The following is a 25374-nucleotide window of genomic DNA, read 5'->3' as shown; positions in this document are numbered from 1 at the left end:
ATATTAAGATATAAAAAACGTTCATCCAAAAAGGGGAAGAGATTATGCCAAAAGCTTTCTATATGGATATTAAGTATTACGAGAGACCTGCAGATATATTGCGGATGCTTGGACATCCTATGCGTTTGATGATCGTTCGAGAATTAATTTCGAAAGGTCCATTAAATGTATCCGAGTTGCAGAAGTTACTACGTGTTCCACAATCTACAATGTCACAGCAGTTAATAAAGTTAAAACAGTTTAAGATTGTTTCCTATGAGCGAAAAGGAAATGAGGTTTATTATATAGTGAGTGACGAAAAAGTGATTGAGAGCATGAAGAGAATAGAAGGTTTGCAACAGTGGACGTAAGAAGACCTGGAGAACATTTCTACAGATTGAGATAAACTTTTTTTATAGTATATATGGTTTTAAAATAATGTAAACGATTACGCGATATGTGGAATATTCTATTTGTAAAAAAGGAGAGCATGCTTATGAAAGCGACAGGTATTGTACGAAAAGTAGATAATTTGGGACGAATTGTAATACCAAAAGAAACAAGAAAAACTTTACAGGTGGAAACAAGTGATGCTTTAGAATTTTTTGTAGAGGAAGATGCGATTGTCCTACAAAAATATACACCTCATGGTACTTGTCCTATCACAGGAGAAATATCTTCAAGGAATGTAAATCTAGTAGGTGGAAAGCTGACATTGAGTCCAGAGGGTCTAAAACAACTGTTAGCTGAACTAGAAAAATACAAAGTGACTGTATGAGAAGAATAGGAGGAGAACTCATTGGAAACGAAATTACAATCATTTCAAAAGGATAGAGGTAAGAACATACTATTTTCACAGGAACACTTATTACAAGAAGCGTTTCAAAAGAAGAAGGATATCACGTTAATCCTGTTAAAAGGACTACATATAAAAGGAATAATAAGAGGATATGATACTTTTTCTATTTTAATAGAATATGAGGGGAAACAACAGCTTGTATATAAACATGCAATCTCTACGATTCGATTCTAAAATAAAACAATAAACGACAGACAGCACGTTCGAGAAATTCGAATAGAAACATTTGCAGGTACCTAACACCTTTAGAAAAATAACTAGGAGTATAACTTTTATGTTATAATTTAATACTCAGCCAATATTTATACTGTACAACGACGTCTAAAACAGCAATTGAAAAACCCATTCCTATTCTATATAGATATGGGTTTTTCTACTTCTGATTTATCATATAAAACCCAACATGAAGCGGAGAGAATGGTACTATGTATCCTAAATTTTTTGATAAAATGGCCTTTTCAAAAGAGCATAAAGATTTATTAATTCAGTTGTATAATAAAGAAATTACAAGAAATGAGTATAATCGTATATTAAACAATTTATATGAGACAAAGCCTAAGGTAAATGAAAATAAGAACCAAGATAACGTGCTGGATTCTGTTACAAAGTGTTTTTAATAAATAAAAGGTTGGTATGATTACAGTTTACCCTTTTTTACAAGTATTACCCCGATGTCAAATATTAAAGCAAGACTTCTAAAATAGAAATCTTAGAAGTCTTAGTTGTACCATATATGGGTCTTGCAATATTATCTTTCTTGTCCTTCTGTTTGATTCGCTTGGAACTCCATTTTCATCGCAATACTATCTCCCTGGAACATATTCTGATCCATATTATTATCTTCGAAGATAAACTTTATCCAGAACCAATCCATCTTACCCGCCTTTAATCCACCCGTCTCTGCCCATTTTGCAAGGAATACTTTATGAGACGTGACTTCCGGATTTTGTGATTTTAATTCTGCAAGAGTTGTTTCGTATACAGGACTTTTAGCTGGATCCCAATCCCAAAGAAATTGTACTTTAATATGTTTACCGAAATCGTCTTCCTGATTATCTCGTTTTAAATCGTTCACGGTATAATCCACTTTCATTAGAACATCCTTAATATCTAACGTACCACTATTTTTAAAATTGAATTTCTTTAAAATTTTATCCCCAGGTTTTAAATTATCTAAATTGAGAGAAGTGGTAGGCTGCATAGCAAGATCTAATGTCCCCGCGGCTAATGTGTTATTCGTCACAACTTGATCACTAAAATACGCATATGTCCCCCCGCCAATTAAAGATAAACCAAGAGCGGCTGAAACGACTCCCATACCTAATTTCTTTTTCAAAGACATGTTTTATTCCTCCCTATAGTATTTTTCCCTATTAAATCAAAAACCTTTTCTCATACAGGTGTAACATAAATTTGAATTTTTTTATTGATTATAAGATACACCTATATTGAAAAAATCACAGGAATATTCTTTATGTATTAGGATCGCGTGTCCGTCGACATAAGAAACTTTATTTCCCCAATTATCAAAAAATCTTATTCTTTCTAAATAAGTTAAATAGAAAGAGCGAAGAAGTAACCGATAAAAAAGAGACTAAAAAAATATTTCGTAGTCTCCTTTTTGATTTTACTTATTGAACCATAGCAGATACGATTACAGTAAATTCAGAGGTAGCATTCTTAGGGTTAGCAATATAAAGAGATCTTTTTGATATAACACTTGTCCGATTGCCACTTAATACACCAGAGAAATGAGTAGGGTCCGTTGCAGCGGACTTATCTTCCATTACATTAAAGCTAATAAAGTCCGGATCTCCGCCTCCTATAACCTCCCATTTCAAATATTTTGTTCCTGCAGGTAGATTCTCAGTACTAAAGTTGCCACTTGAACGATTTTTCTGTCCTGGTTGTGGCTCTTTACCTGATCTTACTCTTGCAATCTCTACTGTCGCTTTTGTTTCCATATCCATTCCCCATTTCATAATAATTGTATATTTTAGTTAGGTTACTACAGTAACCTAACTAAAATATACATTTTGTAGTTAGGTTACTCCTAACTAAAATATACAATTTGTAGAAAAAATGGGTATTGAGAAATATTGCGGCGTCTTTATTCATAAATTAAAGCATATATGTTTATTCCAACTAATGATGTAGCATTCCGAACATTATCAATGTAGAGTTCTTTATTTTGTACTACTTCAGTTCGATTTTCGTGTAAAACATCACTAAAAATAAGGTCATCTATGTCCCAGAATTTATCTTCCATTACGTCAAAAAGAACATCATCTAAATCACCACTACCTGCTAATTCCCATTTCAAAAAACTCGTGCCTTCGGGTAAAGTTGCAGTACTAAATAACTGACCTGGATATATAGTTGCTACCAATTGCCTCTTTTTTATCTTCATATTCATTAGCCCCTTTTCCAATAAGCATCATTTACTAAAATATATATTTTTTAGAGGTATTTAGGTATTGATAAAATCTAAAGAATACTTATTATTGGTGAAAGCGAAAACATAAAGATAGTCTAAAAAAATTACTTTATTAGGTTGAGATTTTTTAACTGTTTATAAAGGTATACCTTTACAAACACAGGAACCCTATCTAGGAAACGTTGGAACATCAAGTTTACAAAGGTAATCCGAATTATTTTATAAACGTTTATTTTTAACTAACACCTTTATAAATGAAAATGGTATAATTATGGTAACAACTGTAAGGAGAATATGAAACGTGGCAAATATTTATGGATATATACGTGTAAGTACAAAAGAACAAAATGAACAACGTCAGTTACATAAGATGATGGAACGAGGAGTAGAAGCTCGACGTATTTTTGTTGATAAAGCAAGTGGACGAAATTTTGATCGCCCTCAATATCAATTATTAAGAAAAATATTGAGTCAAGGTGATATTGTGTATATAGATGCTTTAGATCGTATGGGGCGTAACTATGATGAAGTAATTTCGGAGTGGAAATATATAACAAGAGAATTACAAGCAGATATTATTGTTTTAGAAAACGAAACTCTGTTTGACAGTCGTAAATTTCGTGAAATGGGGGACATGGGCCGTTTAATGGAAGATCAATTTTTATCTTTGCTGTCCTATGTTGCGGATCAAGAACGTAAAAAGATTCGTCAGCGACAAGCGGAAGGTATTGCTGTAGCTAAATCTCAAGGAAAACACCTAGGACGTCCCCAACTTAACCTTTCAGCATTAAATCAGAAGAAACTATATATAATAGAAGAAACTTATCCTAAGTGGAAAAATAGAGAGATAACTGGAGTTCAATTTATGAAACTATTAGAGCTTAAAAAAAATACTTTTTATAAAATAATCAAAGAGTATGAAGCAATTAAACAATAATTTATAGAATGGAAGTTAAATCTTTTAATTAAAAACTGAGCAACCAAAAACCTTCCGCTGTTCCTCCTATAACAATTACAAAAGGAGGAACATTTTTTCTATATTTTTTCTATATTATTATGTAATTTCTCCACAAAGTGTATTTTTTCTTTAGCTTAGCTACTTTAAACTTACATAGTATAATTCAAAAAAAGAAATGTTATCTTCTTTTTTCTTCGTTCCTTAGTAATTGATTTACAGATGTTGATACTATACCCCAAGCTTCCTTAAATACTTCTAATTGCTTAAATCCTTTCTTAGTTAAATGATAATACTTACGTTTAGGTCCTTGATTTGAAGTTACTAAGGTTCCTTCAATTAACTTTTCTTTTTGCATACGTAATAATAGTGGGTAAATACTCCCCTCACTGACATACGTAAAACCGTATTGATTCAATTTTGTGTTCAATTCATAACCGTATACTTCCTCTTGTGAGATAATATATAAAATACAACCTTCCAAAACTCCTTTTAACATTTGACTATGCATCAGTTCATTTCCTTTCTATAGGTTGTTATACAAGTTTCTTGATGTTATTTAATCAAAAAACAATAAATAAAATTCACATGTTGTTTAGGGACTCATTGTAAGTTTTATTAAACTAAGTTACACTTTAAAAAATTGAGAGGAAAACCATTTACGAAGGGGAGTATTTTAGTAGCAGTAGGTGATTATTATATGTTTTCTTGGTCATCAAAATTTGCAGTTGAAGCCAATAAAGGGTAAAAAAACAGGGTTCTCTCTTGATAAATAAGTTTATGAAATATGATTTCATTATATCTCTAATACCGTGGATGTTCTTTTTCATACGTCAGAACCAAACTTATTTAGTTTGGTATGGTATAATATATTCAATAAAATTTTTATTACTGAGAGGAAAATAATGAAAAAAATAATTGATAATACCTATAATGATGTTTATTATGTTTTATTTTGCATAATATCAGTTTTAACATTCAAAAAAATTAAACGCATTGAAAAGAAAAAATTATTTCTGGAATCTTTAGAAAGGGATATTTATAAAATATAAATATCCCTTTCTATTTTAAAATATGTAATTATTTTATGCCTCATTTTATTTATCAAAATGAAACATGAAATAATTCTCTAAAGTATCGAATTCTTCTATTATCTTATTTATATCTGTTACTTTTTCCTCTATCGTCCCTTCATTCATTAGAACTATTTTATCACAGAACGTTTGAACTACTTCTAATTGATGTGTGGATAGAATAATTAATGTGTTTTTTTTCAAATCAGTTAGTATTTCTTTTGTCCTCTTTAAAGTTACAGGATCTAATCCAGATATATATTCATCAAGTAATAATATTTTAGGTTTTCTAATTAATGTACTTATTAGTGCTAATTTTTTTTTCATTCCTAATGAATACTCATTTACTTTCTTATTTAAATCATATTCATCGAGATTCAGGATTGTTGATAACCTTTTTATTTCATCTGTATTATTAGGAATATTAAATAGCTCGGTTATAAATTCTATATGTTCTACACCGGTTAATTCTTCATAAAAGAAAGGCTCAGCCTCAATATAACCAATCATATTTCTGTCATTAGTTATTTGATTATTATCTTGTAATATACGCACTGTCCCTGAAGTCGGTGCTAATAATTTTGTAATAAGCTTAAATAATGTTGTTTTCCCGGCACCATTATGTCCTAACAGGGTTATAAGATTGCCCGAATGTAATTCTAGATTGATGTTCTTTATGATATGGTCAGCATTTATTTTTTTGTTTAAAGACTCTAATTTTAAGGTTGTTAAAGGCATAATTGTCTTCATCCTTTTATTTTTTATATAAAATATACAATTTATACATCTAAGTTTTCAGTCGAGCTTATCTTTTGTAACCTTTTCTTTATTAATAGTAAGATAATAATAATTATAGTGATTATTATTGTGTTTACTATTATATATTGATACAAAATATATTGATTATACGTAAATTTATTTACCATGAAGAAAGCACTTGGAATCATTAATATTGGATTAAAAAATACACTTACTCCGCTTACTATCAACCCTTTAATTTGCATTTTCTCAGGATAATCATCAATGTCTTCAATATTTAAATAATTAAAGTGCGGACTCACTACGCTCGGAACTTGTAAAATAATTACATACAATATCGAAATGATCATATTTGTAAAAATTATGAATATAGTTAAATGTATTGGGATATGACTTACAAAAAAGAATACTATTTGATAAAAAACATATATTGGAATTAACAAAATAAAGATTAACATTAGTTTTTGTTTCATTACATCCCAAAGTGTTTTACCCGCTAAAAAATAAGTAACAATTAGTTTCCCATCGCTTTCTAAAGATAAAATCCCAACGAGCTTATCCAGTATAGGATTTATAAAATGGAAGGTCAAAAAGTATAGACAAAACGAAATTATAAATATTGAGATTTCTGATTCATAGTTCTTTAAATTTCTAAGTATCCCCGAAAATATGCCTAACTCAAGCCAAAACATCATACTTCCAAATAAAATTGGAAACACATTATGAGTATATTTACTCCTAAAAAAAACTTTAATTAATGTTTTTAGTTTTTTATTGGTGAACATTGAAGTATATAGCCGCTCAATGCTACTTAAATATGTACTCTCTGCATGTGTAGTATAATGTATATCTCGCTTGTATATGAGTATAACAATAACAATAGCAATTACAAACAATACAAAACTAAAAAGTGGGACTAAATAATAGTTCTCTTGTATCATATTTATTATATTGTAGAACATTGGCTTCATTGGTTCTTGAATCGTAGTAAACCCTTCTTTTACCCATAATTCAAGCCTACCTGTTTTCTTCTCTAATGATAACTGAGGAAAATTATTAATCCATGGTGTTAAAATATTTGCTATTATAATGCCTAATACAAATAAAGATGTTTTAAATATTACTGAAGTTATTAACCTTAGATAAAAATTCTGTTTTCCTGACTGCTGCTTTAAATAGTAATTATGTATTGTGGCCACTATAATAATTAAACTAATATATAAAAATGTTATTGATAGTATCAAACCCAATATGAACAATGCATTAGTCGTTGTATTAAGTATGAAAGCTATTAATATAGGGATTATTATGATAGATAAATCTCTTAATCTCCATATCATTTCTTCAGTAAATAATAAAATTATTGTTTCTTTTTGTGTTAAATTTAAATGTGATACCATCCATTCTTTATCCTTGGAATAATTAAACCTTTTCGATGAAACTATTCCAATTTGAATAGCATATAGAACTGTTATAATAATAATTAAGATTAAAATAGAAAATTGTGATCCAAATAAACTTGAAATTAATTTAATAGTCAAGTTTATAAAATTTAAATCACTATTAGTATTCACTGGATTATTTAAGAAATAATAAAATAAGAAATAAAAAATCCCAAGATTAACCATCATTGTAGTTAAATCTTTTAATATACTAAGTAAAAAGAATATTTGCCCATTTAATTTTAAATTTAGGAATGAAAAATAATTCCATGTATTCCTCCATCTTATCTTTATTTTCCATTTCAACCATTTAAGCATGTATCCTTTCAATTGATAAACCTCACTTTTATTTATTATAAAAATATAGGTGTTATATACACTTCTATCATAGAAGCTATAAAGCCTAACACTATAGTTAATATTATTATCCTAACTATCTTTTTATAATCCTTATTTTTACTTTGATAAAAGTATATTCCTTGCATCCCAATATAAGCAGCTAAAATTAATATTGGTATCTCTAATATGCCATGTGGGAGAATACTCAAAATTATATATTTTATTGATAGTCCTGAAGATAAGCTTGCTTTAATGGTAGCCCCTATCCAAAATCCATTCATAAATAATAGTAGTATGGTTGGCAAACATAATAAAAATATCCCTGAAATAACTAATATATCAATCTTAATATTATTCATAAAAATTGATATAACACCTGAAAATCCTTCATTATTTTTATAATAATCTGCACCATTGTAATCAGTAGCATTTAGATCGAATAAAGTTATTAATTTATACCCAGTAAGGAAACCAATAGATAGTATTGAAAATATTATTGTAAATATTACTATTTTTTGTGATCTATTTAAACTCATGTGTTCTCCTCAATTATAAAAGTAAAGTAGGCGGGTCAAAACCGCCTACTTTACTTTTTAATAGTATTAATTTAATTAATAAATAATTGCTATTAGAATTTAACAGCTGCTTTTTTACCTTGTTTTTTCAAGATTTGTTTACCAGTTTGAATAGCTAAAGCTCCAACACCAAAAGTTGTAAACATTGCCACAACAGTAGCAACATCAGAGCCTGCATCTAAAACAGCAACAATCTTCTCTGCAATATTAGATGATAAGTTTAATTTAGAAATTAACTCTAAGAACATATTATTTCACCTCCTTTAAATGAAAAGTTATTTAGTTACATCGATTTGAATACTACATTTAACGCTGTTTGTAAAATCCAATAAGCTATAATAAGGTTTCTTACATTTTTTGAATTAGAATCCGCACAAGTTAGTACTCCTAATCCTATTAAAAAACAAGACCATATATTAAATATTTCTACTTGTGAACCAAAGTGCATTAAAATTGGAAATCCTGTTTTCTCAAGTAAAATCCCCATACTGGTAATAGGTGATTCTATCCCGAACTTACTTAAAGCATAATAGTTAATCGCATTACTAAACATTATAGGTAAGTATGCTACAACCAATATTGCAAACCCATCTGCCATTTTAACTTTAATTTTAAACACCTTTGCAAGCACTACTAGAATTATGCTTGATAATAGCAAAGTAAATATTAATTGGATGTTATTCATAAATAAAATTAATATTGAGAATATTGGTTTGAATTTTTCATAAGTTTCTATAGGGAGAGAAGTATCAACCTTATCTGTTAAAACACTATCAAATATAGTTCCTGAAAACATATATATGATAATAGAATTTAGAACCAGTAAAGTTATAATGTTTAAAAACGTTGACCTTTTTTGTTTGAATTTATCAAAATAATCTACCGGTTTAAATAATACATTGAAAAGGATATTTTTATTTTTTAACATTCTTTCACCTTTAATTCCTACTAATTTTATAATAAGATATTACGCTATTGATGATTTACACATTTTATTATAAAATTGTAATGTTATTACTTTTTTGAAGTGTGGTTACCAAAATTAAATGTTATTTTATAACATTTATTAGTAACCTTTTCTAAATTTAGTAATATCTTGCTCGCAAAAACAATATATCATTAATCTAGATATATTGCTATACGTATTTTAAAAGTCTAAATATTAAGTTTATTTAAGGAGAGAAAGTTATGAATATTAGATCTGTTATTTTAGCTGTAATTACATTAATAGTAGTTATTCCATTAGTTTATATGTCTCTTAAGGATAAAAACTATATTAGTGCCCTTAGCATTATTGTTAGTGCCGGAATTGTGTTGAGTTTCTACAAAGATGGTTTTAAGAAAAAAGATCAAAAAAATTAAAGAACATATAAATAAGTCATTACCACTAACTATTATAGTTTTTGAGACATAAAAAAACGAAGTCTTTTGAAAGACTTCGTTTTTTTATCGTGCCAACAAAGGTACTCAATCCTTTTACCATTATTTACTTTACGTATTCCATAAGAGACGCTAATACTATGGTAAAAAAGCTTGTAACAGCTGATTGAATAAGAAATATCACAACAATTGGAACCGCAGATTTCACCTTACTTAATCCTGCTGTCGTTTGTAATCCAATCCAAATTAAAAACATGTACCATAAGTGAAAGATTTCGATTGTACTAGCAATTCCATACGCAATTGTCCCTTCTGGAAATAAGAAAGCCAAATTAGTATAACCAGTGATACCTCCACCAAAAATAAGCGTTAACAGTGCATTTAGGAGTGCCCCTGTAAGAAGTACAATACTTGCATAGGTAATAATTCCAACTATTTTTTTATATGATGTATCATTCCCAAAAAACACCATGAATATCTTATATACTATTGCTACAAATAATGTTCCAATCATTGCTCCCAAGAATCCTGTTCCTATTGCTTTTCCAATCAATAGTCCCATAGATTCCTGCATATCGTCACCAAATTGTTTTTTTAGTTCAAGCATTTCTGGAGTATTCTGTGATACATAGGTAGTTACTCCATTGATAAGTGACTGTAAGAAAGCAACCAAGAAGAAAATTCCCCACACCTTTTGGGTACTTTTAAGCTTTGTAAATTGTGCGCTAGGAGAAGTAAACATTCCTAGCAGTGATGGTTTTCCAACCAGATTCTCTGTTGTTACATTTGTTTCCATTATAAATCCTCCTTGTTTATATATCACTCGTTCTAGCTGATGGTTCACATATTCTTCGAAAAACTAGAAACCACCAACTGAATTATTTAGTATGTAGAAACTTCTATCATACTAGCAAGCTTATTCGTAACGAAGTGCTTCAATCGGATCTAGTTTCGCAGCTTTATTTGCTGGCATTAATCCGAAAATTATACCGAGTATCATAGAAAATAATACCCCTCCTATAACGACTTCCCATGAAACAAGCGGTGGCCATTTCGCAAATTTCGAAATAGCATATGCTCCTCCATATCCAAGACCAATTCCAATTAATCCACCAAGAAGCGTTAACATAACAGCTTCAATTAAGAATTGAAGCAAAATTTTACTACGAGTTGCTCCAAGAGCTTTGCGTATACCAATTTCACGTGTACGTTCTGTGACAGATACAAGCATAATATTCATCACACCAATACCACCAACAACTAATGAAATACTAGCAATTCCTCCAATAATCATAGTCATAATATTTGTTACCTGAGAAATACCCTCTTGAAGTGCTTTTAAGTTCAGCACTTCATATTTTCCAGTTGCATCACTTGGCTTGCGGCTATTTAATACAGCCACAGCTTTTTCGCCTGCCTTTTCCAAAAGATCTACATTTTTTGCTTGTACAGAAATATTTTGAATTTTATCTTCCCCATACAATATCGGCCATAATGAAATAGGAATTAATGCTTCAGACGAGCCTATTCCCATAAACTCATTATCTGATTTATAGACACCAATAATTTGCATTGGTTGACCTTTCATTTCAATAATTTTACCGACTGGATTGGCATCTTTAAACAACTTTTCTTCCATTTGTTTACTAATCATAACAACGTTATTACCTTGATCCACATCGGATTCTTGTAAGGAACGTCCTTTTAACAACTTTATTTTATTTACTGCAAAATACTCACTATCTAGACCAGTAATATTCACCATCTCTTTTTTATCTTCAATATCAAGTGGCTCCGTACTGGAATTTGTTGTTACAACATGTGAAATTTCTTGAATCTTTTTTATTTCAAAAATGTCTTCCTCTGTTATTTTAGGGGAATCAGACATGTCCATTCCCATAGGATCATTTAAATCAACATTATAATTAATAGAGACGGTTTGATTTCCAGATCCAGCAAATTGCGATTTTAACATTGCCTCCCCGCCTTGTCCAATCGCAACGACAGTAATAATAGAACCCACGCCAATAATAATCCCAAGCATTGTAAGAGCAGAACGTAATTTATGAGCTATTATAGAAGAAACAGCAATTTTTAGACTATCTAATAAACTCATATCGCATACCTTCTATCTTCTGTAATTTTCCCATCTCGCAGTACAATACGACGAGAAGAATAGTCAGCTACCTCTTCTTCATGTGTAATCATAACAATGGTCGTACCTTCTATATTTAAATTTGTAAATATATCCATAATTTGCTCACTAGATTTTGTATCAAGCGCACCTGTCGGCTCATCAGCCATAATAAATTTTGGGTTATTCGCAATTGACCTTGCGATTGCTACACGTTGCTTCTGTCCACCTGATAGCTCACTTGGTAGATGATGAAACCTGTCAGACAATCCCACTTTATCAAGTGCTTCAAGCGCACGTTGGCGCCGCTCAGTTTTTTTTACCCCACTATAGATAAGCGGAAGTTCAACATTTTCCATTGCTGAAAGACGTGGTAATAAGTTAAAGTGCTGGAATACGAATCCGATATATTCATTGCGAATCAAAGCCAATTTTTCCTCGTCCGCTGTTAAGATATTGACATCATTTAATATATATTCACCATCTGTCGGGCGATCTAAACAACCAATAATATTCATCAACGTTGATTTCCCAGAACCAGACGGCCCCATAATAGAGACAAACTCACCACTTTGAATCGTTAAACTAATACCGTGTAAAATTGGCACTGTCAACTTACCTTGATAATATGTTTTAGAAATATTATTTAACGTAATCATTTCTCTTTCACTTCCATTCCGTCATACACGTTGTCGGAAGGATTTTCAACCACCTTTTGCCCCAATGTTGCGCCTTCAATAATCTCTGTCCAGTCTCCATCAGTAGCACCTTTCTTTACATTTTGCTTATGAAGTCTTCCTTTTTCCTCGATATAAACAAATGTATCATCGCCCTTTTCTACAATGCTCTTGCTTGGAACAGCAAGCATCGGTTTGTTTTCTAGGTTTACTTGTAAAGAAACGTGATAACCTGGAGATAGGCCATCTTGACTATCAAGACTTGCTTTATATGTATATTGAGACATAGTTTGAGTTCCTTCCCCCATGCCGCCTGCAGCCTGAGCCATTTCTGCACTTGTCGGGAATTCACTTATTTCTGTAATCTTACCTGTCCATTTTTTCTTACTATTTGCCTTTGCAGTTACAGTAAACGTTTGGTCCTTTTGAATTTGTGATTTCTGAAGCTCTGTTAATGTTCCTTGAATTTGGAACGGATCTTTGGAGGCAATTTGTAAAAATGCTTTTCCTTGTCCACCAATAGCCTGGGATGAACTTTGTGCCGCATCTTTATCTAACTTTTGTACAACGCCAGCGAAATTACTATAAATCGTAAGTTCTTTCTGTTTCTTTTGTAGTTCTTCTTTTTGTAACTTTCCTTTTTCTTTCTCAAGCTCAATTGTTTTTTGCTGCATTTCTAACTCGCTTACTTGCTCTTCCATTGAGGCTGTTACTTCATTCTGTTTCTTCTGCATTTCTTCTTTTTGTAACTTTTCTTTTTCTTTCTCGAGCTCAATTGTTTTTTGCTGCATTTCTAACTCGCTTACTTGCTCTTCCATTGGAACTATTACTTCTTTTGTAGCAACGCTATTTTTTGCTTTCTTAATTTCCTTCTTCAATGACTCAATTTTCTTTTTTCCTTGATCATAACGCATATCTATCATCTTTTGATCAAGCTCAACCTGCTTCATCTGTAAATTAATTTCTTCATTTTCATAAGAAAATAATTTTGTTCCTTTTTCTATCTCTTGTCCTTCTTTTACCTCAATCTCTTTCACTCTTCCTTTTGTTGGATCTGTGTAAAAACTTTCTATATTTCCTGGTTTTACTTGCCCCGAAATTAATTTCGTACTATTAAACTTACGCTCTGTTACTTTCTCGAAACTTACAGCTTCCGCTTCTTTTACATTCATTTTCTTTCCTTGCATCATAAAAATATTGATACCTACAACAATAGCCATTAATATTATTATCCCAAGGATAAACCATTTCTTCTTTTTTTTCTGGTACTGTAATTGCATAAATCTTTTACCCCTTTATGAGATTATTTAATTAAGAAATATTATCCAACTTAAATAATACTATATGAAAATCAATCAATTTTCCATAATAATAAAAACATATAAAGACCCTTATAATTACTATTAATTTTATATCTTTATAAATTCTCTTTTTTAAATTTCACTTCAATATGCTCTTAATAAGTAATTTAGAAAAATAAAAAAGCTTCCTCAAAATAAGGTAGCTTTCATTTAATTACTATAATAAATCTCTAAACCATTACATAATAACCAGATTTAGAAATTCCATAAGTTAAATATTAATTTTATTGCTAAGACGATGAACCACCGCCCTAACTTAACGTAGTTCGAAATACAAATAGCTGTTTTATAATCTTGAAATGCTTTTATGCCGTACAAATAAATTTTTCTTTTGATCCTCATTGTATATGTTAATGATATCCATATTTTTAACAAGTTTGAATTTTAACATTCAAACTATATTACATGTCCTCTTATTAGTTTTACTATTAGATTAATAATTATTTTAATAGTAATTTTGCAAAAACATTATATTTCTATATATAATATTCAGAAACATCAATATACAAAAAGATGAAACTGAAATATAATTAAATGTGCATTAACATGTATTTTTATTAGTTTTCACATTGGCTAATTAGTATATTTTAGCTTACTTGTTTTTTCTCACATGTAAAAATATACATCCCACTACTAATCTTTGTAAAGCTTTCCAGTTTATCTTCTTTTTTCCTTATTATTCTGCTATGATTGTTCCAGATATGCAGATTTTGTGACAAAGATTATTATATAAAATTAAAACCCCAACAAAAATTTTTAAATGGTCATTTAGCTTGGCGGCAGATACCCTTTAAAAATCCGGAGCAGAGGTTTTGTAGATACGTAAATTAAGTTGGTACTTAAATAGTAGCATAACTTAAAAAAAACGTAAATATGAATCCTCTATTTTGGTATGTCTACATTTTGTTGGGGCGAAAAATGGAGGATTTTTTATGTCAAATGACGTATTTAAACACGCACGAAAACGGGGACATAGCGTTGTAGAAAACGCCCTACTTGATGATTTTAACCTTACAGGAATGGCAAAATACCTATTAATTCAATTTTGTTCGCATCGTGAGGGCGTATGGAAAGTTACCATGCCAGATATTATTAAGCGTTCTAAAAACGGACGTGATGCACACTATAAGGCCCTTAAAGAATTAATACATAACAAATATGTTGCTCGCGTTAAAGTTTTAGATAATGGAAAACATAAAGAACAAATTTACATTTACGGACAAATTAAAGAAGATGTTGCGGAAATGTTAGAGGAAACTTTACAGGAACTAAAAACACAAGGTTACGCAGTTCGAATAGAATTCGGGAATCCACTTACTGAAAATCCGAATGTGAAAATCCCGAATTCGGATTTTCAGTATAATATAAAATACCAAAGAAAAAATACTAATAAAGAAAATACCAATATTTTTATACAAGATATAGTGAAATTTGATGATGATAAGCGAAGCTTTCCTTCTCTATCAGAAAAACATTTAAATCTAATTGTTAATACTCTTCGAGAAGCTACAAATGATGAATTAACAGATAGAAGCTTCAAATCTGTTTTAAGAAAAGTAATGGACAAATATAATCAAGGGAAAATCTCTAATTTTAGAGATTATTTCATTACGGCCCTGGTTAATAAGATTGAAGAATTAGATCTTAGAAGAACAAAAGAAAATGCAAAAAAACAATTACAAGAAGATAAATTAAATCGTAATATAATACTTCAATCGCTTTCAACACACGAATACACTGGTAAAATTCCCTTCTATAATTGGTTGGGTTCATAATATAATATAAAACTATTAATAGAGAGTTTATTGTTAGTAAAATAAGCACATATGATGCTATCTCAAAATAAAAAGAAGATTAAACTAGTCTATTTTTCTAGTTTAATCTTCTTTTTTATTTAATGTGAATTTTTGAATTTTGACTTTTGTATAGCAATGAAACAAAATTACGCAACAAACATTAGTGGACACCATACTACTAAAAATAAGTCTTTTATGTGCACAAATATTGAACATAAGTTTTTGTTTCATTGCTACATATACTATAGATGTTATTTTTACTTATAGTTGGATAATCTCACGTATTTCTTCTATGCGTAAATTTGTAAACTTTGCAATATCTTCAATTGGCATTCCATTTTTATGCATTCCACGAATTAATTGGATTTTCCCTTCTTCAATTCCCTCTTGACGCCCTTCTTTCTTTCCTTCATTACGAGCATGAGCAAATTTTGCGGCTTCATCCATCAACGCTTTCTCCCTTGCTTCATACGCTTGTCGGAAAGAAGAATCTTGACTCATACGTTCCCATTTATCCATTGCTTTTTGTAAAATCGGGTCTTGGTTCATCGCAATATCCTCCAATGTTTGGGCTAATTGTTCATCCTCATTCGCTGGAAGTAATAACAACCAACGAACAAACGAATCTTCCCAGGGATTTATTTGTTCATTTCGCCACTGTTGCATGAGTTTTGGAATCTCCACAATATGAACTTCAATATCATCACTCAATATTTTCTGTTGTTGTTGATTCCATAAAATTCCTGTTGTATGAAATGCTTCATATTCTGGAAACATGACAAAGTTTAATAAATTAATCGTAATTGTTTTATGAAGAGAACTATAGGGCATTCCTTTTTGAAGTTGGGATGTGTATAGCCTTCCCCAGTAATATAAACTTCTCTTAATCATGTCATGATTATTATTTAGCTGGATTTCTACATTTACCTTTGTTCCCGTATCTAATGTTGCGGAAATATCTAAAATCGATAATTTATCTTCTTCATGTTCTCGGTGCAAGTGTGGGTCTTCTAATTGTAAGGAAACAATAGGGGATTCTAAAGAATCTTGTAACAGAGCATTTAAAAAAGCAATCAGAATATCTTCATTTCCACTTGTGCCAAATAATTGTTTAAAAGCAAAATCAATGCGTAAATTTACTAATTGTTGGTTGGACATGGGTTTTCCTCTCCCCATCTCATATGATGTTTTTCTTTCATTGTACATAAAAGAGTGATCTATATGCAAACAAGCTCTTATATCCGTAGACATAAGAGCTTGTTTGCTACCATACATAATTAACAGATTAGTTGGCTTTCATAGAAATTGAAAGATTGCCTACTGTAAGGAAAACTCACGTTTAGTATACAAAATACAAATAAAAATGCAATACATAAATTGATACAATATAGTCCAATACATTTAAAATTCTATCCAAACATGTACTGACCCGCTCTCAATTTTAAAATCAATATCAACATTACATATTTAAAAGATGTATTCCCTTCATTCTTACACTATACTAAAAATGATCAATTAATATGTGCCTCCATTATGCGGAGTTAATATGAAAAAAGTTCCCTTTTTAGGGAACTTTTTTTATTATCTTATATCGGCTATCTTCTGAAACACATAAACTAGCCGCATTCACTTTTATTCTACACTTTCCTAATCGTTGCTTTACTTCCAATTGTAATATGTCATATATATGTATGTTAAACTATACCTGATATACAATATTTATTTTTAGCTGTTTGTGGAACTCTTGCGTTTTGGTACAAGTCTTTCCACTATTTAAACCTATAGGTAATCTTACCTTTGATGGAAAAAGAGAGGGGAAGTCGACTGTGGACTTAATGTACTTACTAACTAATGAGAACGGTTTAGGAACTTTCAAAATTACAAACTCTATCTCAGATACTTGGACAGGAACAATTGTAAGCGTAAGGGAAAGAAGGTTAATAAAGAAAAACGTTACATATAGAGCTATTATGGTTTTATCTGTAGAAGATAGACGTATAAAATCTTATGTAGATAGAGCTTTACCCATAATTGGCGCGGTAACTACAGCACAATTCGAAAGAATAGATGAGTAAAGAACACACCACCCAACTGACTTAAGCCCCGCATTGGGTGTATCCATACTTTCCCCTACTGATCTTAATTAATTGGTAGGGGAATTTGTTGTTTATGCAAAGAACTTACCATACCCATGTTCATGTGCCCAATGTTTAAAATTATCTTTCCAAATTAACTTAGCACAATCCTCCGAACAACCCCTATCAAAATTATCAACTTTAAAATTACGGTCATATACTGAATAGTAACCTTCATCAGTCTTACTAGATACTTTCTCACCACACCAATTACACTTAAAAGACCAATTTCGTTTATCACTATTAAACTTCTTATATGTATACCTAGCCTTAGGAATCAAATACTTCCCCATTTCATCTTCTTCTAACGAAATAGATACACATCTCATATAATCTAATAACTGCATATACTTATTGTAATCATCTATATTAGGAATATCTTCACGCATATAAAACTCTTTAATTTCTTCAAACAGTGCTTTTACATCTTCTCTTGAATAGACAGTGCCTCTTTCATCAGCTAAACAAGAATATTCTCTAGATTCCCCATTATCTTCTTTTAGGGGTACCGCCAGCATTTCGGAAAAAAACCACGCTAAGAGAATTTATCTAAAAAAGAGCCGAACTTTACCCCGTTACGAGTAAATCGGCTCTTTCTTATTTAAAGGGCGTAAGGATTGTAAACTTGTTGCATATAATCCCTCAAATTTATATTCTCCTAAGAAATTGATGTGTTCCCAACCTAAAGGCCATATATACGGCATTAAATCTTCTCGAAATTCGCCTGTACGTTTTAATTCTTCTACGGCTTTTTCCATATAGACCGTATTCCATACACTTATTGCATTAATGATAATGTTAAGTGCACTGGCCCGCTGCAATTGATCTTGAAGGGCTCTTTCTCTAAACTCTCCGCTCTTTCCGAAAAATATAGCTCTGGCTAAGGCATTTGTGGCTTCACCTTTGTTTAAGCCTTTTTGTATTTTTCTCCTCACTGATTTACTCGAAATATAATCTAAGGTAAAGATCGTTTTTTCTATTCGACCCATTTCACCAAGGGCGGTTGCTAATTTATTTTGTCTTGCATAAGATCCAAGTTTCCCCATTATAAGTGAGCTAGATACTTTACCTGTTCTTACGGAGTATGCTAACCGTAAAACATCATGGTAATTTTCTTGAATAACTTTTAAATTAATTTTCCCTTTTAATAGTGACTGAACATTTGGATATTCTTGCACACCGTTAATAGTAAAAAGTTTCGTATCCATTAAGTCACGAATACGTGGTGCAAAGCGGAACCCTAGAAGATGTGTTAATCCGAAAACTTGATCTGTATATCCGGCGGTATCTGTATAATGTTCTTCAATCATGAGGTCTGTTTCATGATGAAGTAAACCATCAAGGACGTATAGTGCATCTCGGGCATTTGTATTAATTACTTTTAAATAGAAGGAAGCAAATTGATCACTTATAAACCTATAGATAGTTGCTCCTCTTCCTGTCCCATAATGTGGGTTTGAATCAGCATGTAAAGAGCGAACACCAATAGGTACCCGCATTCCATCTGAGGACGATGTATTACCGTCTCCCCAATATGTTGCTAGTTGTCGCCTGTGTTGAAAGTTAACTAGAACAGACTGAGCTCGAACCATAGCATCATCATACATTCTCCATTGCGCAGTATTTGCCATTTGTCTATAAGAGATTCCAGGAGTAGCCTCTGCCATTTTTGTAAGACCAATATTTGTTCCCATTGCCATCAGAGTTGCTAATACTATATTCTTCTCTTCTTGATCAGGAGATTTGTTTGTTGAAGCATGAATAAATTGCTCATGAAATCCAGTCCAACTTGCTACTTCTAATAGTAAATCTGTAAGCTTTATTCTTGGTAACATATTATGTAGACGGATACTAAATGCTTTTGCTTCTTCTGGAGTCCCTTTATCTAACCTCTCCACATATAGCTTTCCTTGACTGATATCAACACCTTCTAATTTTTCACTGTTTTTTGATAATCAGTCCAAACGTTGGTTTAGTGAAGTAATCCTTTCTGTTAAGTACTCCTCGACCGTCAAAGGAACTGCCAAGTAATTTTCCGCATTTATTATGTTTCTCCAATCTTCTTCAGATATTAAGTAATCATCAAATGCCTTATGTTGTCTACTTCCTGAAACAAATATATCTCCTGATCTTATGTAATTTCGCAACTCTGTTAATGCTGCAAGTTCGTAATAATGTCGGTTAACATTACCTTCGTCGTCATACACGTGTTTTTGCCAACGATTTGATACAAAATTCAAAGGTGCACTCATCGGTACTTTTCGTTTTCCGTTTATGTTTAAATCATGTATAGTATGAAGCGCTTGAAGTACTGACTCTGCAGATTTAGTTGATCCAAACTGGAAGACCCTTAATAGGGCAGGCGCATACCGCCTGATATAAGAATATCTAGTCTCCAACAAATCTAAATAATCATAGCTTATAGGTCTTGATAACTATTTGGCTTCCTCAACCGATTCCACCATTTTATCCCACGGCATAACGTCATTTAGAGCTATAAAAGCATCTTTTCCTACTTCTTTCGCTTCAATAAGTGCTCCACATATCTTGATAAATTGTACAAGTTTTTCATTCAGTTTTTTACCATTTACTTTTTGCATCTCATCTTGTGCTTTTTTTCCTTTTAATTGAAGATTCATCATGATACGGTCGTGTATTTCAATTGCATAATCGATTAAATCTTGTGTAATTTCTAGCATAAAAGCAACTAAAATACTGTATCTTCTTACTTCATCAAACCTTCTAAAGGCATATGGTTCATATTTTGATCCTAATCTTGCAAGCTGCCGAAGGCGGTTGGAATTAATCTTGCTCGTATCAACTACAAGTCCTATATCTTTTACATATTCAAATCGCTCCACAACCTTGAGAAAAGACTCTGGTGATGGTTGAGAGGGAAGTTGTTTTAACCAAGCCAATGGCGAAATTCCATTGTTTGTGGGTAGAAGTAAAGCATCTATTCTTTTCTTTTGCTCAGATGTTAAGTCATCATACAAAATACTGTATACCTTTTGATCTGCTTGCTGTTTGGCTTCCCAAACTATCTTTTCAATTACATACATGGCAGGAAGAATAACTTTTGATTTCCGTAACATGGACAGTGCTATTTCAATTAAATGAAGTGAATTGCTGTTTTCCATAGCTTGTTGTGTAAGATGTTTCAATAGATTTTCTTCCTGTTTAGAAGAAAAATTACTGTACTTATACTCTTCACGAATTTCACTAAGGTGCTCCCATAATGTGTTACTCCGATTGGCATATCTAGAAAACTCTTCTGCAGAAATCTGTAACTGTCTTGCGATATGCTTGATTACTGACATAGGAATATCTTTATACTCAGTTAAAGCTCATCCAGGATAACGAATTAATGCCAGTTGAAGAGCGAAACCTAAACGATTATATCCTCTACGATGCTTGAATATTAAATGTAAGTCATGTTTAGAAAAGGTATGAAATGTTACCAAATCCCATTCTGTTAAACGTGATAAATCCATTAATTCATTTCGTTGTGCCTCCGACAGTAATTGTTTAACTCCCATTCTTTCTTTTTTCCTCTCTTTTAGAATTTATTTTTATTTTTTAGTTTAAATTGTCTAAAGTTATGGAGTGCAATGTTGTATGTACGGTTAATCCCTTAATTACTTGTTGAAAGATTTCTGTAGATATTATAGGGGAATATAAAAAGGGTGAAGTAATTTTAAACATTAATTTTTTCATTTTAAAATAGTCTATATTATAGCTGTATTAGCTCTAGATATCAAAACTTCATGTATACTCATTTAATCTCACTCCTTTCCATTTCAAAATTTTTTAGACCAAATGATATATACTTCCTTTTACTTTCAGCATGTGAAATGATTTCGGTAAATTTTAATTATTTTCCTTCATATCAAGAAATTGATTGATATTTGTTCAAATTAAGTTCAACTGTGTCATTTTCTTTTTTGAATGGTGGCCAATTAGTTGTGCATAAAAAAAGACACATTTTGTGTCTCTTAGGATTCTTGAATAGTATGAATGAAATAGTGGAGTTTTTACAAAAAAAATATAGCATACCAAAGCAGTAGCAAAAAAATCCATCCAATTGTAAGCACTAAGTATCTTAAAAATCCTACAAAAAAATGCATACATACTCCTTTTAGGTATATTGTATGTTATTTAAAGAAAATTTATTATGTCATACTGGTTTACATACGAATGGGTAAATTCACTTTCTAATTTGTTCCTCTATCTATCATAATTTCCATGAAATTCTTAATAAACTGTTTTCGATTTAATTTCAATCCAATTCTAGCTCCCTCAGCTTTTGCACCTGGTCGAAAATCTGCGACAGTCTGTCCCCTTAAAGATTCTAAATCAATCTCTACTTTTCGATACATGTATTGAAGAAAATCTAGATTGACAATTGCACTCATCGCAACAACATCATGTAAAGGAGCGCCTTTAATACCAGGGTTTAATTTTTTGTAGGCACTAAAATAATAATCATAAATTGGTTTAATTAATGATTTAAATGGGGTAGTAGTGTGTTCTGCAATATATTCTGCTTCATTTGGAAGTAAATAGCTGAATTTGTTACGTTTAAAGGAATTATTGTTAAATTTTTAGATTGATTAATTACAAACTACAAACCGGGTTGAAACTGGATCACCATACGCATTTGCTTCAGCTACAGTTGAGACGTTTCCTGGTTGAAGAAATACTCCGGACATTATGTATATTTCTTTTATGCTTTGCATTGTTTCTTTCCAAAGGTTTAAAGCGATTGCAAGGGAAGTGGACCTACCTACATCAACAATTGTTAATTCTTCCTTATATTTTTCAACAATTGACAGAATTAGACTAAAATTATGAATAGGAATTGATGCTACACTTTCTGGTGGTTGGATAGGTCCAAGGCCTTCAGCACCATGTATTTCTGGATAATAAACAGTGAAACCATTAAGAAATGGTAAAGAGGCACCACTGATAACAGGGATATCTGTTCTTCCAGCTAATTGTAATAAGTAAACAGCATTTCGAGTTGTTTGTTCTTTTGTAACATTTCCGTAATTTGTAACAATTCCAACAATCTCAATTTCAGGATGCAATAAACCGTATATAATTGCCAAAGAATCATCTATACCTGGGTCTCCAAATAATAATACTTTTTTCAAGGGGGGGTCTCCCTTCTTACATAACTTAATATTTAATAAGACAAGCTCTGTATTATATATGTAAGAGGAGCATATATTTATGATTTATATTTTAAAAATTGTTACAGATGGTTTCGAATTAGAATTTTCGATTTTCATTTAAAATGTTTTTATTAACGTAATAGAATTTGATAATAGACATGTTTGTTTAGTAAAACCTAATTTATTAAGTAATAAATTAGGTTTTTTTTCAGAAATGCTGGAGCTGCCCTTCATAAGTGATGTATAAAAACTTATTGAAAGAACATTACCAAAAACCAATATTTTTGTAACATTTCTCATCCTGCATCTATTTCTATATTTATAAGGTTTTTCAGGTTACAAAAAATAGTTACCAAAAGTATTACCAAATACCTTTACAATAAATGAACCTTCAGTAAAATGAAAGTATATGATTGAACAGGAGGAAACAAATGATTATTGGTTACGCACGCGTATCTACTCTCGATCAAAATTTAGATCGTCAAATCCATTCACTTACTGAATACGGATGTGAAAAAGTCATTCAAGAAAAATTCACTGGAACAATCCGAGAAAGACAAGGTCTTATAAATTTGTTTGATGTGATAAGAAAAGGAGATACTGTTGTAGTTGAAAGTATTTCACGTTTAGGACGAAAAACATTAGATATCCTAAGTATTATTCAACAGTTCGAAGAAATAGGAATTCAATTTGTATCATTGAAAGAGAATATGGATACAGGAACTCCTACAGGAAAAGCTATGTTGCAAATGATGTGTGTTATCGCAGAATTAGAAAGAAATTTGATTGCAGAACGGGTAAAAGAAGGATTAGAAGCAAGTAAGAAACGTGGCCAAAAGTTAGGTAGGCCAAAATTAGAAAGAGAAAAGCTCTCGATCGCATTACGCATGTATGAAAGTAAAGAATACTCAATTAAAGAAATTGTAGAAGGAACTAATATATCACAAGGCTCTCTTTATCGAGCAATCAATCAAAGAAAACTTGAAGAAACACAGAGGTGACAAATCTCTGTGTTTTTACTTTGCGGTCTATGACAGCGACCCTGTCACTATCCCTATTTTTGATTGATGTAATCATACTAACTTTTTAACATAAGTTTAGATTTCAAACTTAAAAAAGATACATATGTCAAAGTTGCTAAGAGTTTTTCAAAATATGAATCATAAATAAGATAACTTCTTACATATACATATTATAAGGCTTGTCCAATAGAATTTGTGATTTAAGAAGGGAGACCCATCTTGAAAAAAGTATTGTTATTTGGCGACCCAGGTATTGATGATTCATTAGCTATCATATATGGTCTATTAAATCCTAAAATTGAAATTGTTGGAATTGTTACGAGTTACGGTAATGTTACCAAAGAACAAACAACTCGAAATGCCTTGTATCTTTTGCAATTGGCTGGAAGACAAGATATTCCTGTTATAAGTGGTGCTACTTTACCATTTTCGAATGGGTTTACAGCTTATTATCCAGAAATACATGGTGCAGAAGGACTTGGTCCTATTCAGCCTCCTGAAAGTGTAACAATTGGTCCTGTTCATGATTTTAGTTTAATCCCCAAAATTATTGAAAGGTACAAGGAAGAGTTAACAATTATTGATGTAGGAAGATCTACTTCTCTTGCAATGGTATTAAATATTTGGAAAGAAATGATGCAAAGTGTAAAGGAAGTATATATCATGTCTGGGGTGTTTTTACAACCAGGAAATGTCACTTCTGTAGCGGAGGCAAATGCATATGGTGATCCAGTTTCAACTCAGTTTGTAATCAATCAGTCAAAAAATTTAACAATGATTCCTTTAAATGTAACGAATTCAGCTGTATTGCTCCCAAACGAAGTGGATTATATTGTGGAACATACAAATAGCCCATTCAAATCATTAATCAAACCAATCTATGATTATTATTACAGTGCCTATAAAAAATTGAATAAAAGTATTAAAGGAGCTCCTTTACATGATGTAGTTGCAATGAGTGCAATAGCTAACCCTAATTTCTTGCAATATATGTATCGTAAAGTGGAAGTTGACTTAAATTCTTTCAGAGGACAAACAGTTGCTGATTTTCGTCCTGGCTCAAAAGCTGAGGGCGTTCGAATTGGGTTAAAATTGAATCATAAAGATTTCATTAAAGACTTTATAGATATAATGGTAGGTCAATACAGAATAATAAAATAATATTAGTATGAATTTATCGATTTCTGATGAATTACAATTGTTTTCTAGAGAATTACGTCAACATATATCACCACATACTCTGAATCATTTAGCTAAAAAAGTAGAATTTGTTC

Annotated in this window: 25 protein-coding genes and 2 pseudogenes; 10 read left to right on the top strand and 17 right to left on the bottom strand. The window is 31.1% G+C overall.

Translation table 11 applies throughout. The features are described from left to right. The first annotated feature begins 44 nt into the window (after positions 1–44). The 4 genes from DN401_RS12425 to DN401_RS12410 all read left to right on the top strand — a co-directional run bounded on the left by DN401_RS12425 (position 45) and on the right by DN401_RS12410 (position 1455). Complete coding sequence (locus tag DN401_RS12425) at positions 45–350, top strand: ArsR/SmtB family transcription factor (protein WP_149287704.1); 306 nt, start codon at positions 45–47, stop codon at positions 348–350. A 125-nt stretch (positions 351–475) separates the two neighbouring features. Next, positions 476–757 carry an AbrB/MazE/SpoVT family DNA-binding domain-containing protein gene (locus DN401_RS12420; protein WP_149287703.1) on the top strand — a complete coding sequence of 94 codons (282 nt, stop codon included), beginning with the start codon at positions 476–478 and terminating at the stop codon, positions 755–757. Between the two features lie 21 nt (positions 758–778). Continuing rightward, on the top strand, positions 779–1012 hold the full coding sequence (gene hfq / locus DN401_RS12415; protein WP_000448532.1) for an RNA chaperone Hfq: 234 nt from the start codon (positions 779–781) through the stop codon (positions 1010–1012). Positions 1013–1263: 251 nt separating this feature from the next. Beyond that, positions 1264–1455, top strand: coding sequence for a hypothetical protein (locus DN401_RS12410; RefSeq protein WP_149287702.1), 192 nt, complete (start codon positions 1264–1266; stop codon positions 1453–1455). Between the two features lie 131 nt (positions 1456–1586). On the opposite strand, the gene DN401_RS12405 is transcribed toward DN401_RS12410, so the two are convergent. From DN401_RS12405 to DN401_RS12395, 3 genes are all read right to left on the bottom strand, one after another. Next, positions 1587–2180 carry a TasA family protein gene (locus DN401_RS12405; protein ID WP_086390764.1) on the bottom strand — a complete coding sequence of 198 codons (594 nt, stop codon included), beginning with the start codon at positions 2178–2180 and terminating at the stop codon, positions 1587–1589. Positions 2181–2469: 289 nt separating this feature from the next. Then, entirely contained in the window at positions 2470–2802 is a 333-nt protein-coding gene (locus tag DN401_RS12400) for a hypothetical protein (protein ID WP_000448097.1), read from the bottom strand. Between the two features lie 146 nt (positions 2803–2948). Beyond that, positions 2949–3248 (bottom strand): hypothetical protein, encoded by a 300-nt coding sequence (locus DN401_RS12395; RefSeq protein WP_072191037.1) that lies wholly within the window; start codon positions 3246–3248, stop codon positions 2949–2951. Between the two features lie 328 nt (positions 3249–3576). On the opposite strand from DN401_RS12395, the gene DN401_RS12390 reads away from it, so the two are divergent. Beyond that, positions 3577–4212, top strand: a complete 636-nt coding sequence (locus tag DN401_RS12390; protein WP_149287701.1) for a recombinase family protein — start codon at positions 3577–3579, stop codon at positions 4210–4212. Between the two features lie 199 nt (positions 4213–4411). Here the strand turns inward: DN401_RS12390 and DN401_RS12385 are convergent, their stop codons facing one another. From DN401_RS12385 to DN401_RS12360, 6 genes are all read right to left on the bottom strand, one after another. Then, complete coding sequence (locus tag DN401_RS12385) at positions 4412–4741, bottom strand: PadR family transcriptional regulator (protein WP_065211889.1); 330 nt, start codon at positions 4739–4741, stop codon at positions 4412–4414. A gap of 586 nt (positions 4742–5327) precedes the next feature. Further along, positions 5328–6041 (bottom strand): ABC transporter ATP-binding protein, encoded by a 714-nt coding sequence (locus DN401_RS12380; RefSeq protein ID WP_065211888.1) that lies wholly within the window; start codon positions 6039–6041, stop codon positions 5328–5330. A gap of 41 nt (positions 6042–6082) precedes the next feature. Continuing rightward, on the bottom strand, positions 6083–7834 hold the full coding sequence (locus DN401_RS12375) for a hypothetical protein (RefSeq protein WP_149287700.1): 1752 nt from the start codon (positions 7832–7834) through the stop codon (positions 6083–6085). Positions 7835–7857: 23 nt separating this feature from the next. Beyond that, positions 7858–8379, bottom strand: a complete 522-nt coding sequence (locus tag DN401_RS12370; protein WP_065211886.1) for a stage II sporulation protein M — start codon at positions 8377–8379, stop codon at positions 7858–7860. Positions 8380–8471: 92 nt separating this feature from the next. Next, positions 8472–8666 carry a circular bacteriocin, circularin A/uberolysin family gene (locus DN401_RS12365; protein WP_065211885.1) on the bottom strand — a complete coding sequence of 65 codons (195 nt, stop codon included), beginning with the start codon at positions 8664–8666 and terminating at the stop codon, positions 8472–8474. 35 nt (positions 8667–8701) lie between these two features. After that, positions 8702–9346 carry a YIP1 family protein gene (locus DN401_RS12360; protein ID WP_149287699.1) on the bottom strand — a complete coding sequence of 215 codons (645 nt, stop codon included), beginning with the start codon at positions 9344–9346 and terminating at the stop codon, positions 8702–8704. Positions 9347–9606: 260 nt separating this feature from the next. Here DN401_RS12360 and DN401_RS29805 point away from each other — a divergent pair, with 260 nt between their 5' ends. Then, complete coding sequence (locus DN401_RS29805; RefSeq protein WP_153599411.1) at positions 9607–9780, top strand: hypothetical protein; 174 nt, start codon at positions 9607–9609, stop codon at positions 9778–9780. Between the two features lie 124 nt (positions 9781–9904). On the opposite strand, the gene yknW is transcribed toward DN401_RS29805, so the two are convergent. The 4 genes from yknW to DN401_RS12340 all read right to left on the bottom strand — a co-directional run bounded on the left by yknW (position 9905) and on the right by DN401_RS12340 (position 13889). Further along, positions 9905–10594, bottom strand: coding sequence for a YknW family membrane protein (yknW, locus tag DN401_RS12355; protein WP_149287698.1), 690 nt, complete (start codon positions 10592–10594; stop codon positions 9905–9907). 120 nt (positions 10595–10714) lie between these two features. After that, on the bottom strand, positions 10715–11914 hold the full coding sequence (locus tag DN401_RS12350) for an ABC transporter permease (protein WP_149287697.1): 1200 nt from the start codon (positions 11912–11914) through the stop codon (positions 10715–10717). Beyond that, positions 11911–12591 (bottom strand): ABC transporter ATP-binding protein, encoded by a 681-nt coding sequence (locus tag DN401_RS12345; protein WP_065211881.1) that lies wholly within the window; start codon positions 12589–12591, stop codon positions 11911–11913. The genes DN401_RS12350 and DN401_RS12345 overlap by 4 nt, the downstream gene beginning before the upstream one ends. Beyond that, positions 12588–13889, bottom strand: coding sequence for an efflux RND transporter periplasmic adaptor subunit (locus DN401_RS12340; RefSeq protein WP_149287696.1), 1302 nt, complete (start codon positions 13887–13889; stop codon positions 12588–12590). Before DN401_RS12340 ends, DN401_RS12345 begins: the two co-directional genes overlap by 4 nt. Positions 13890–14902: 1013 nt before the next feature. On the opposite strand from DN401_RS12340, the gene DN401_RS12335 reads away from it, so the two are divergent. After that, on the top strand, positions 14903–15745 hold the full coding sequence (locus DN401_RS12335) for a hypothetical protein (protein WP_149287695.1): 843 nt from the start codon (positions 14903–14905) through the stop codon (positions 15743–15745). Between the two features lie 282 nt (positions 15746–16027). Here the strand turns inward: DN401_RS12335 and DN401_RS12330 are convergent, their stop codons facing one another. Then, entirely contained in the window at positions 16028–16924 is an 897-nt protein-coding gene (locus tag DN401_RS12330) for an Rpn family recombination-promoting nuclease/putative transposase (protein WP_179953572.1), read from the bottom strand. Between the two features lie 668 nt (positions 16925–17592). Between DN401_RS12330 and DN401_RS12325 the strand changes: the two genes are divergently transcribed. Then, positions 17593–17841: a hypothetical protein gene (locus DN401_RS12325; protein ID WP_141522025.1), complete on the top strand. Its 249-nt coding sequence runs from the start codon at positions 17593–17595 to the stop codon at positions 17839–17841. 92 nt (positions 17842–17933) lie between these two features. On the opposite strand, the gene DN401_RS12320 is transcribed toward DN401_RS12325, so the two are convergent. The 3 genes and pseudogenes from DN401_RS12320 to DN401_RS12310 form a co-directional block, all read right to left on the bottom strand. Continuing rightward, a complete protein-coding gene (locus DN401_RS12320; RefSeq protein WP_149287693.1) occupies positions 17934–18419 on the bottom strand; it encodes a hypothetical protein in 486 nt (161 codons plus the stop codon). Positions 18420–18476: 57 nt separating this feature from the next. After that, positions 18477–21440 (bottom strand): annotated as a pseudogene (locus DN401_RS12315) (Tn3 family transposase). A gap of 675 nt (positions 21441–22115) precedes the next feature. Beyond that, positions 22116–23057: pseudogene (locus DN401_RS12310) on the bottom strand (nucleoside hydrolase). 452 nt (positions 23058–23509) lie between these two features. Here DN401_RS12310 and DN401_RS12305 point away from each other — a divergent pair. Both DN401_RS12305 and DN401_RS12300 read left to right on the top strand, forming a co-directional pair. Then, entirely contained in the window at positions 23510–24079 is a 570-nt protein-coding gene (locus DN401_RS12305) for a recombinase family protein (RefSeq protein ID WP_149287692.1), read from the top strand. Between the two features lie 240 nt (positions 24080–24319). Beyond that, positions 24320–25261, top strand: a complete 942-nt coding sequence (locus tag DN401_RS12300; protein ID WP_149287691.1) for a nucleoside hydrolase — start codon at positions 24320–24322, stop codon at positions 25259–25261. Positions 25262–25374 lie beyond the last annotated feature (113 nt).

This window comes from Bacillus sp. BF2-3 (genome assembly GCF_008368795.1).
Taxonomy (GTDB): Bacteria; Bacillota; Bacilli; order Bacillales; family Bacillaceae_G; genus Bacillus_A; species Bacillus_A cereus.
This window is presented reverse-complemented; position numbering and strand designations above follow the sequence as displayed.

Excerpts from the sequence above, each read along its gene's own strand:
- DN401_RS12305 (WP_149287692.1), top strand. The coding sequence starts at position 23,510 with ATGATTATTGGTTACGCACGCGTATCTACTCTCGATCAAAATTTAGAT.
- DN401_RS12380 (WP_065211888.1), bottom strand. The coding sequence starts at position 6,041 with ATGCCTTTAACAACCTTAAAATTAGAGTCTTTAAACAAAAAAATAAAT.
- DN401_RS12365 (WP_065211885.1), bottom strand. The coding sequence starts at position 8,666 with ATGTTCTTAGAGTTAATTTCTAAATTAAACTTATCATCTAATATTGCA.
- DN401_RS12370 (WP_065211886.1), bottom strand. The coding sequence starts at position 8,379 with ATGAGTTTAAATAGATCACAAAAAATAGTAATATTTACAATAATATTT.
- DN401_RS12330 (WP_179953572.1), bottom strand. The coding sequence starts at position 16,924 with ATGTCCAACCAACAATTAGTAAATTTACGCATTGATTTTGCTTTTAAA.
- DN401_RS12420 (WP_149287703.1), top strand. The coding sequence starts at position 476 with ATGAAAGCGACAGGTATTGTACGAAAAGTAGATAATTTGGGACGAATT.
- DN401_RS12405 (WP_086390764.1), bottom strand. The coding sequence starts at position 2,180 with ATGTCTTTGAAAAAGAAATTAGGTATGGGAGTCGTTTCAGCCGCTCTT.
- DN401_RS12395 (WP_072191037.1), bottom strand. The coding sequence starts at position 3,248 with ATGAAGATAAAAAAGAGGCAATTGGTAGCAACTATATATCCAGGTCAG.
- yknW (WP_149287698.1), bottom strand. The coding sequence starts at position 10,594 with ATGGAAACAAATGTAACAACAGAGAATCTGGTTGGAAAACCATCACTG.
- DN401_RS12320 (WP_149287693.1), bottom strand. The coding sequence starts at position 18,419 with ATGCTGGCGGTACCCCTAAAAGAAGATAATGGGGAATCTAGAGAATAT.
- DN401_RS12410 (WP_149287702.1), top strand. The coding sequence starts at position 1,264 with ATGTATCCTAAATTTTTTGATAAAATGGCCTTTTCAAAAGAGCATAAA.
- DN401_RS12425 (WP_149287704.1), top strand. The coding sequence starts at position 45 with ATGCCAAAAGCTTTCTATATGGATATTAAGTATTACGAGAGACCTGCA.
- DN401_RS12345 (WP_065211881.1), bottom strand. The coding sequence starts at position 12,591 with ATGATTACGTTAAATAATATTTCTAAAACATATTATCAAGGTAAGTTG.
- DN401_RS12335 (WP_149287695.1), top strand. The coding sequence starts at position 14,903 with ATGTCAAATGACGTATTTAAACACGCACGAAAACGGGGACATAGCGTT.
- DN401_RS12400 (WP_000448097.1), bottom strand. The coding sequence starts at position 2,802 with ATGGAAACAAAAGCGACAGTAGAGATTGCAAGAGTAAGATCAGGTAAA.
- DN401_RS12350 (WP_149287697.1), bottom strand. The coding sequence starts at position 11,914 with ATGAGTTTATTAGATAGTCTAAAAATTGCTGTTTCTTCTATAATAGCT.
- DN401_RS12360 (WP_149287699.1), bottom strand. The coding sequence starts at position 9,346 with ATGTTAAAAAATAAAAATATCCTTTTCAATGTATTATTTAAACCGGTA.
- DN401_RS12385 (WP_065211889.1), bottom strand. The coding sequence starts at position 4,741 with ATGCATAGTCAAATGTTAAAAGGAGTTTTGGAAGGTTGTATTTTATAT.
- DN401_RS12340 (WP_149287696.1), bottom strand. The coding sequence starts at position 13,889 with ATGCAATTACAGTACCAGAAAAAAAAGAAGAAATGGTTTATCCTTGGG.
- DN401_RS29805 (WP_153599411.1), top strand. The coding sequence starts at position 9,607 with ATGAATATTAGATCTGTTATTTTAGCTGTAATTACATTAATAGTAGTT.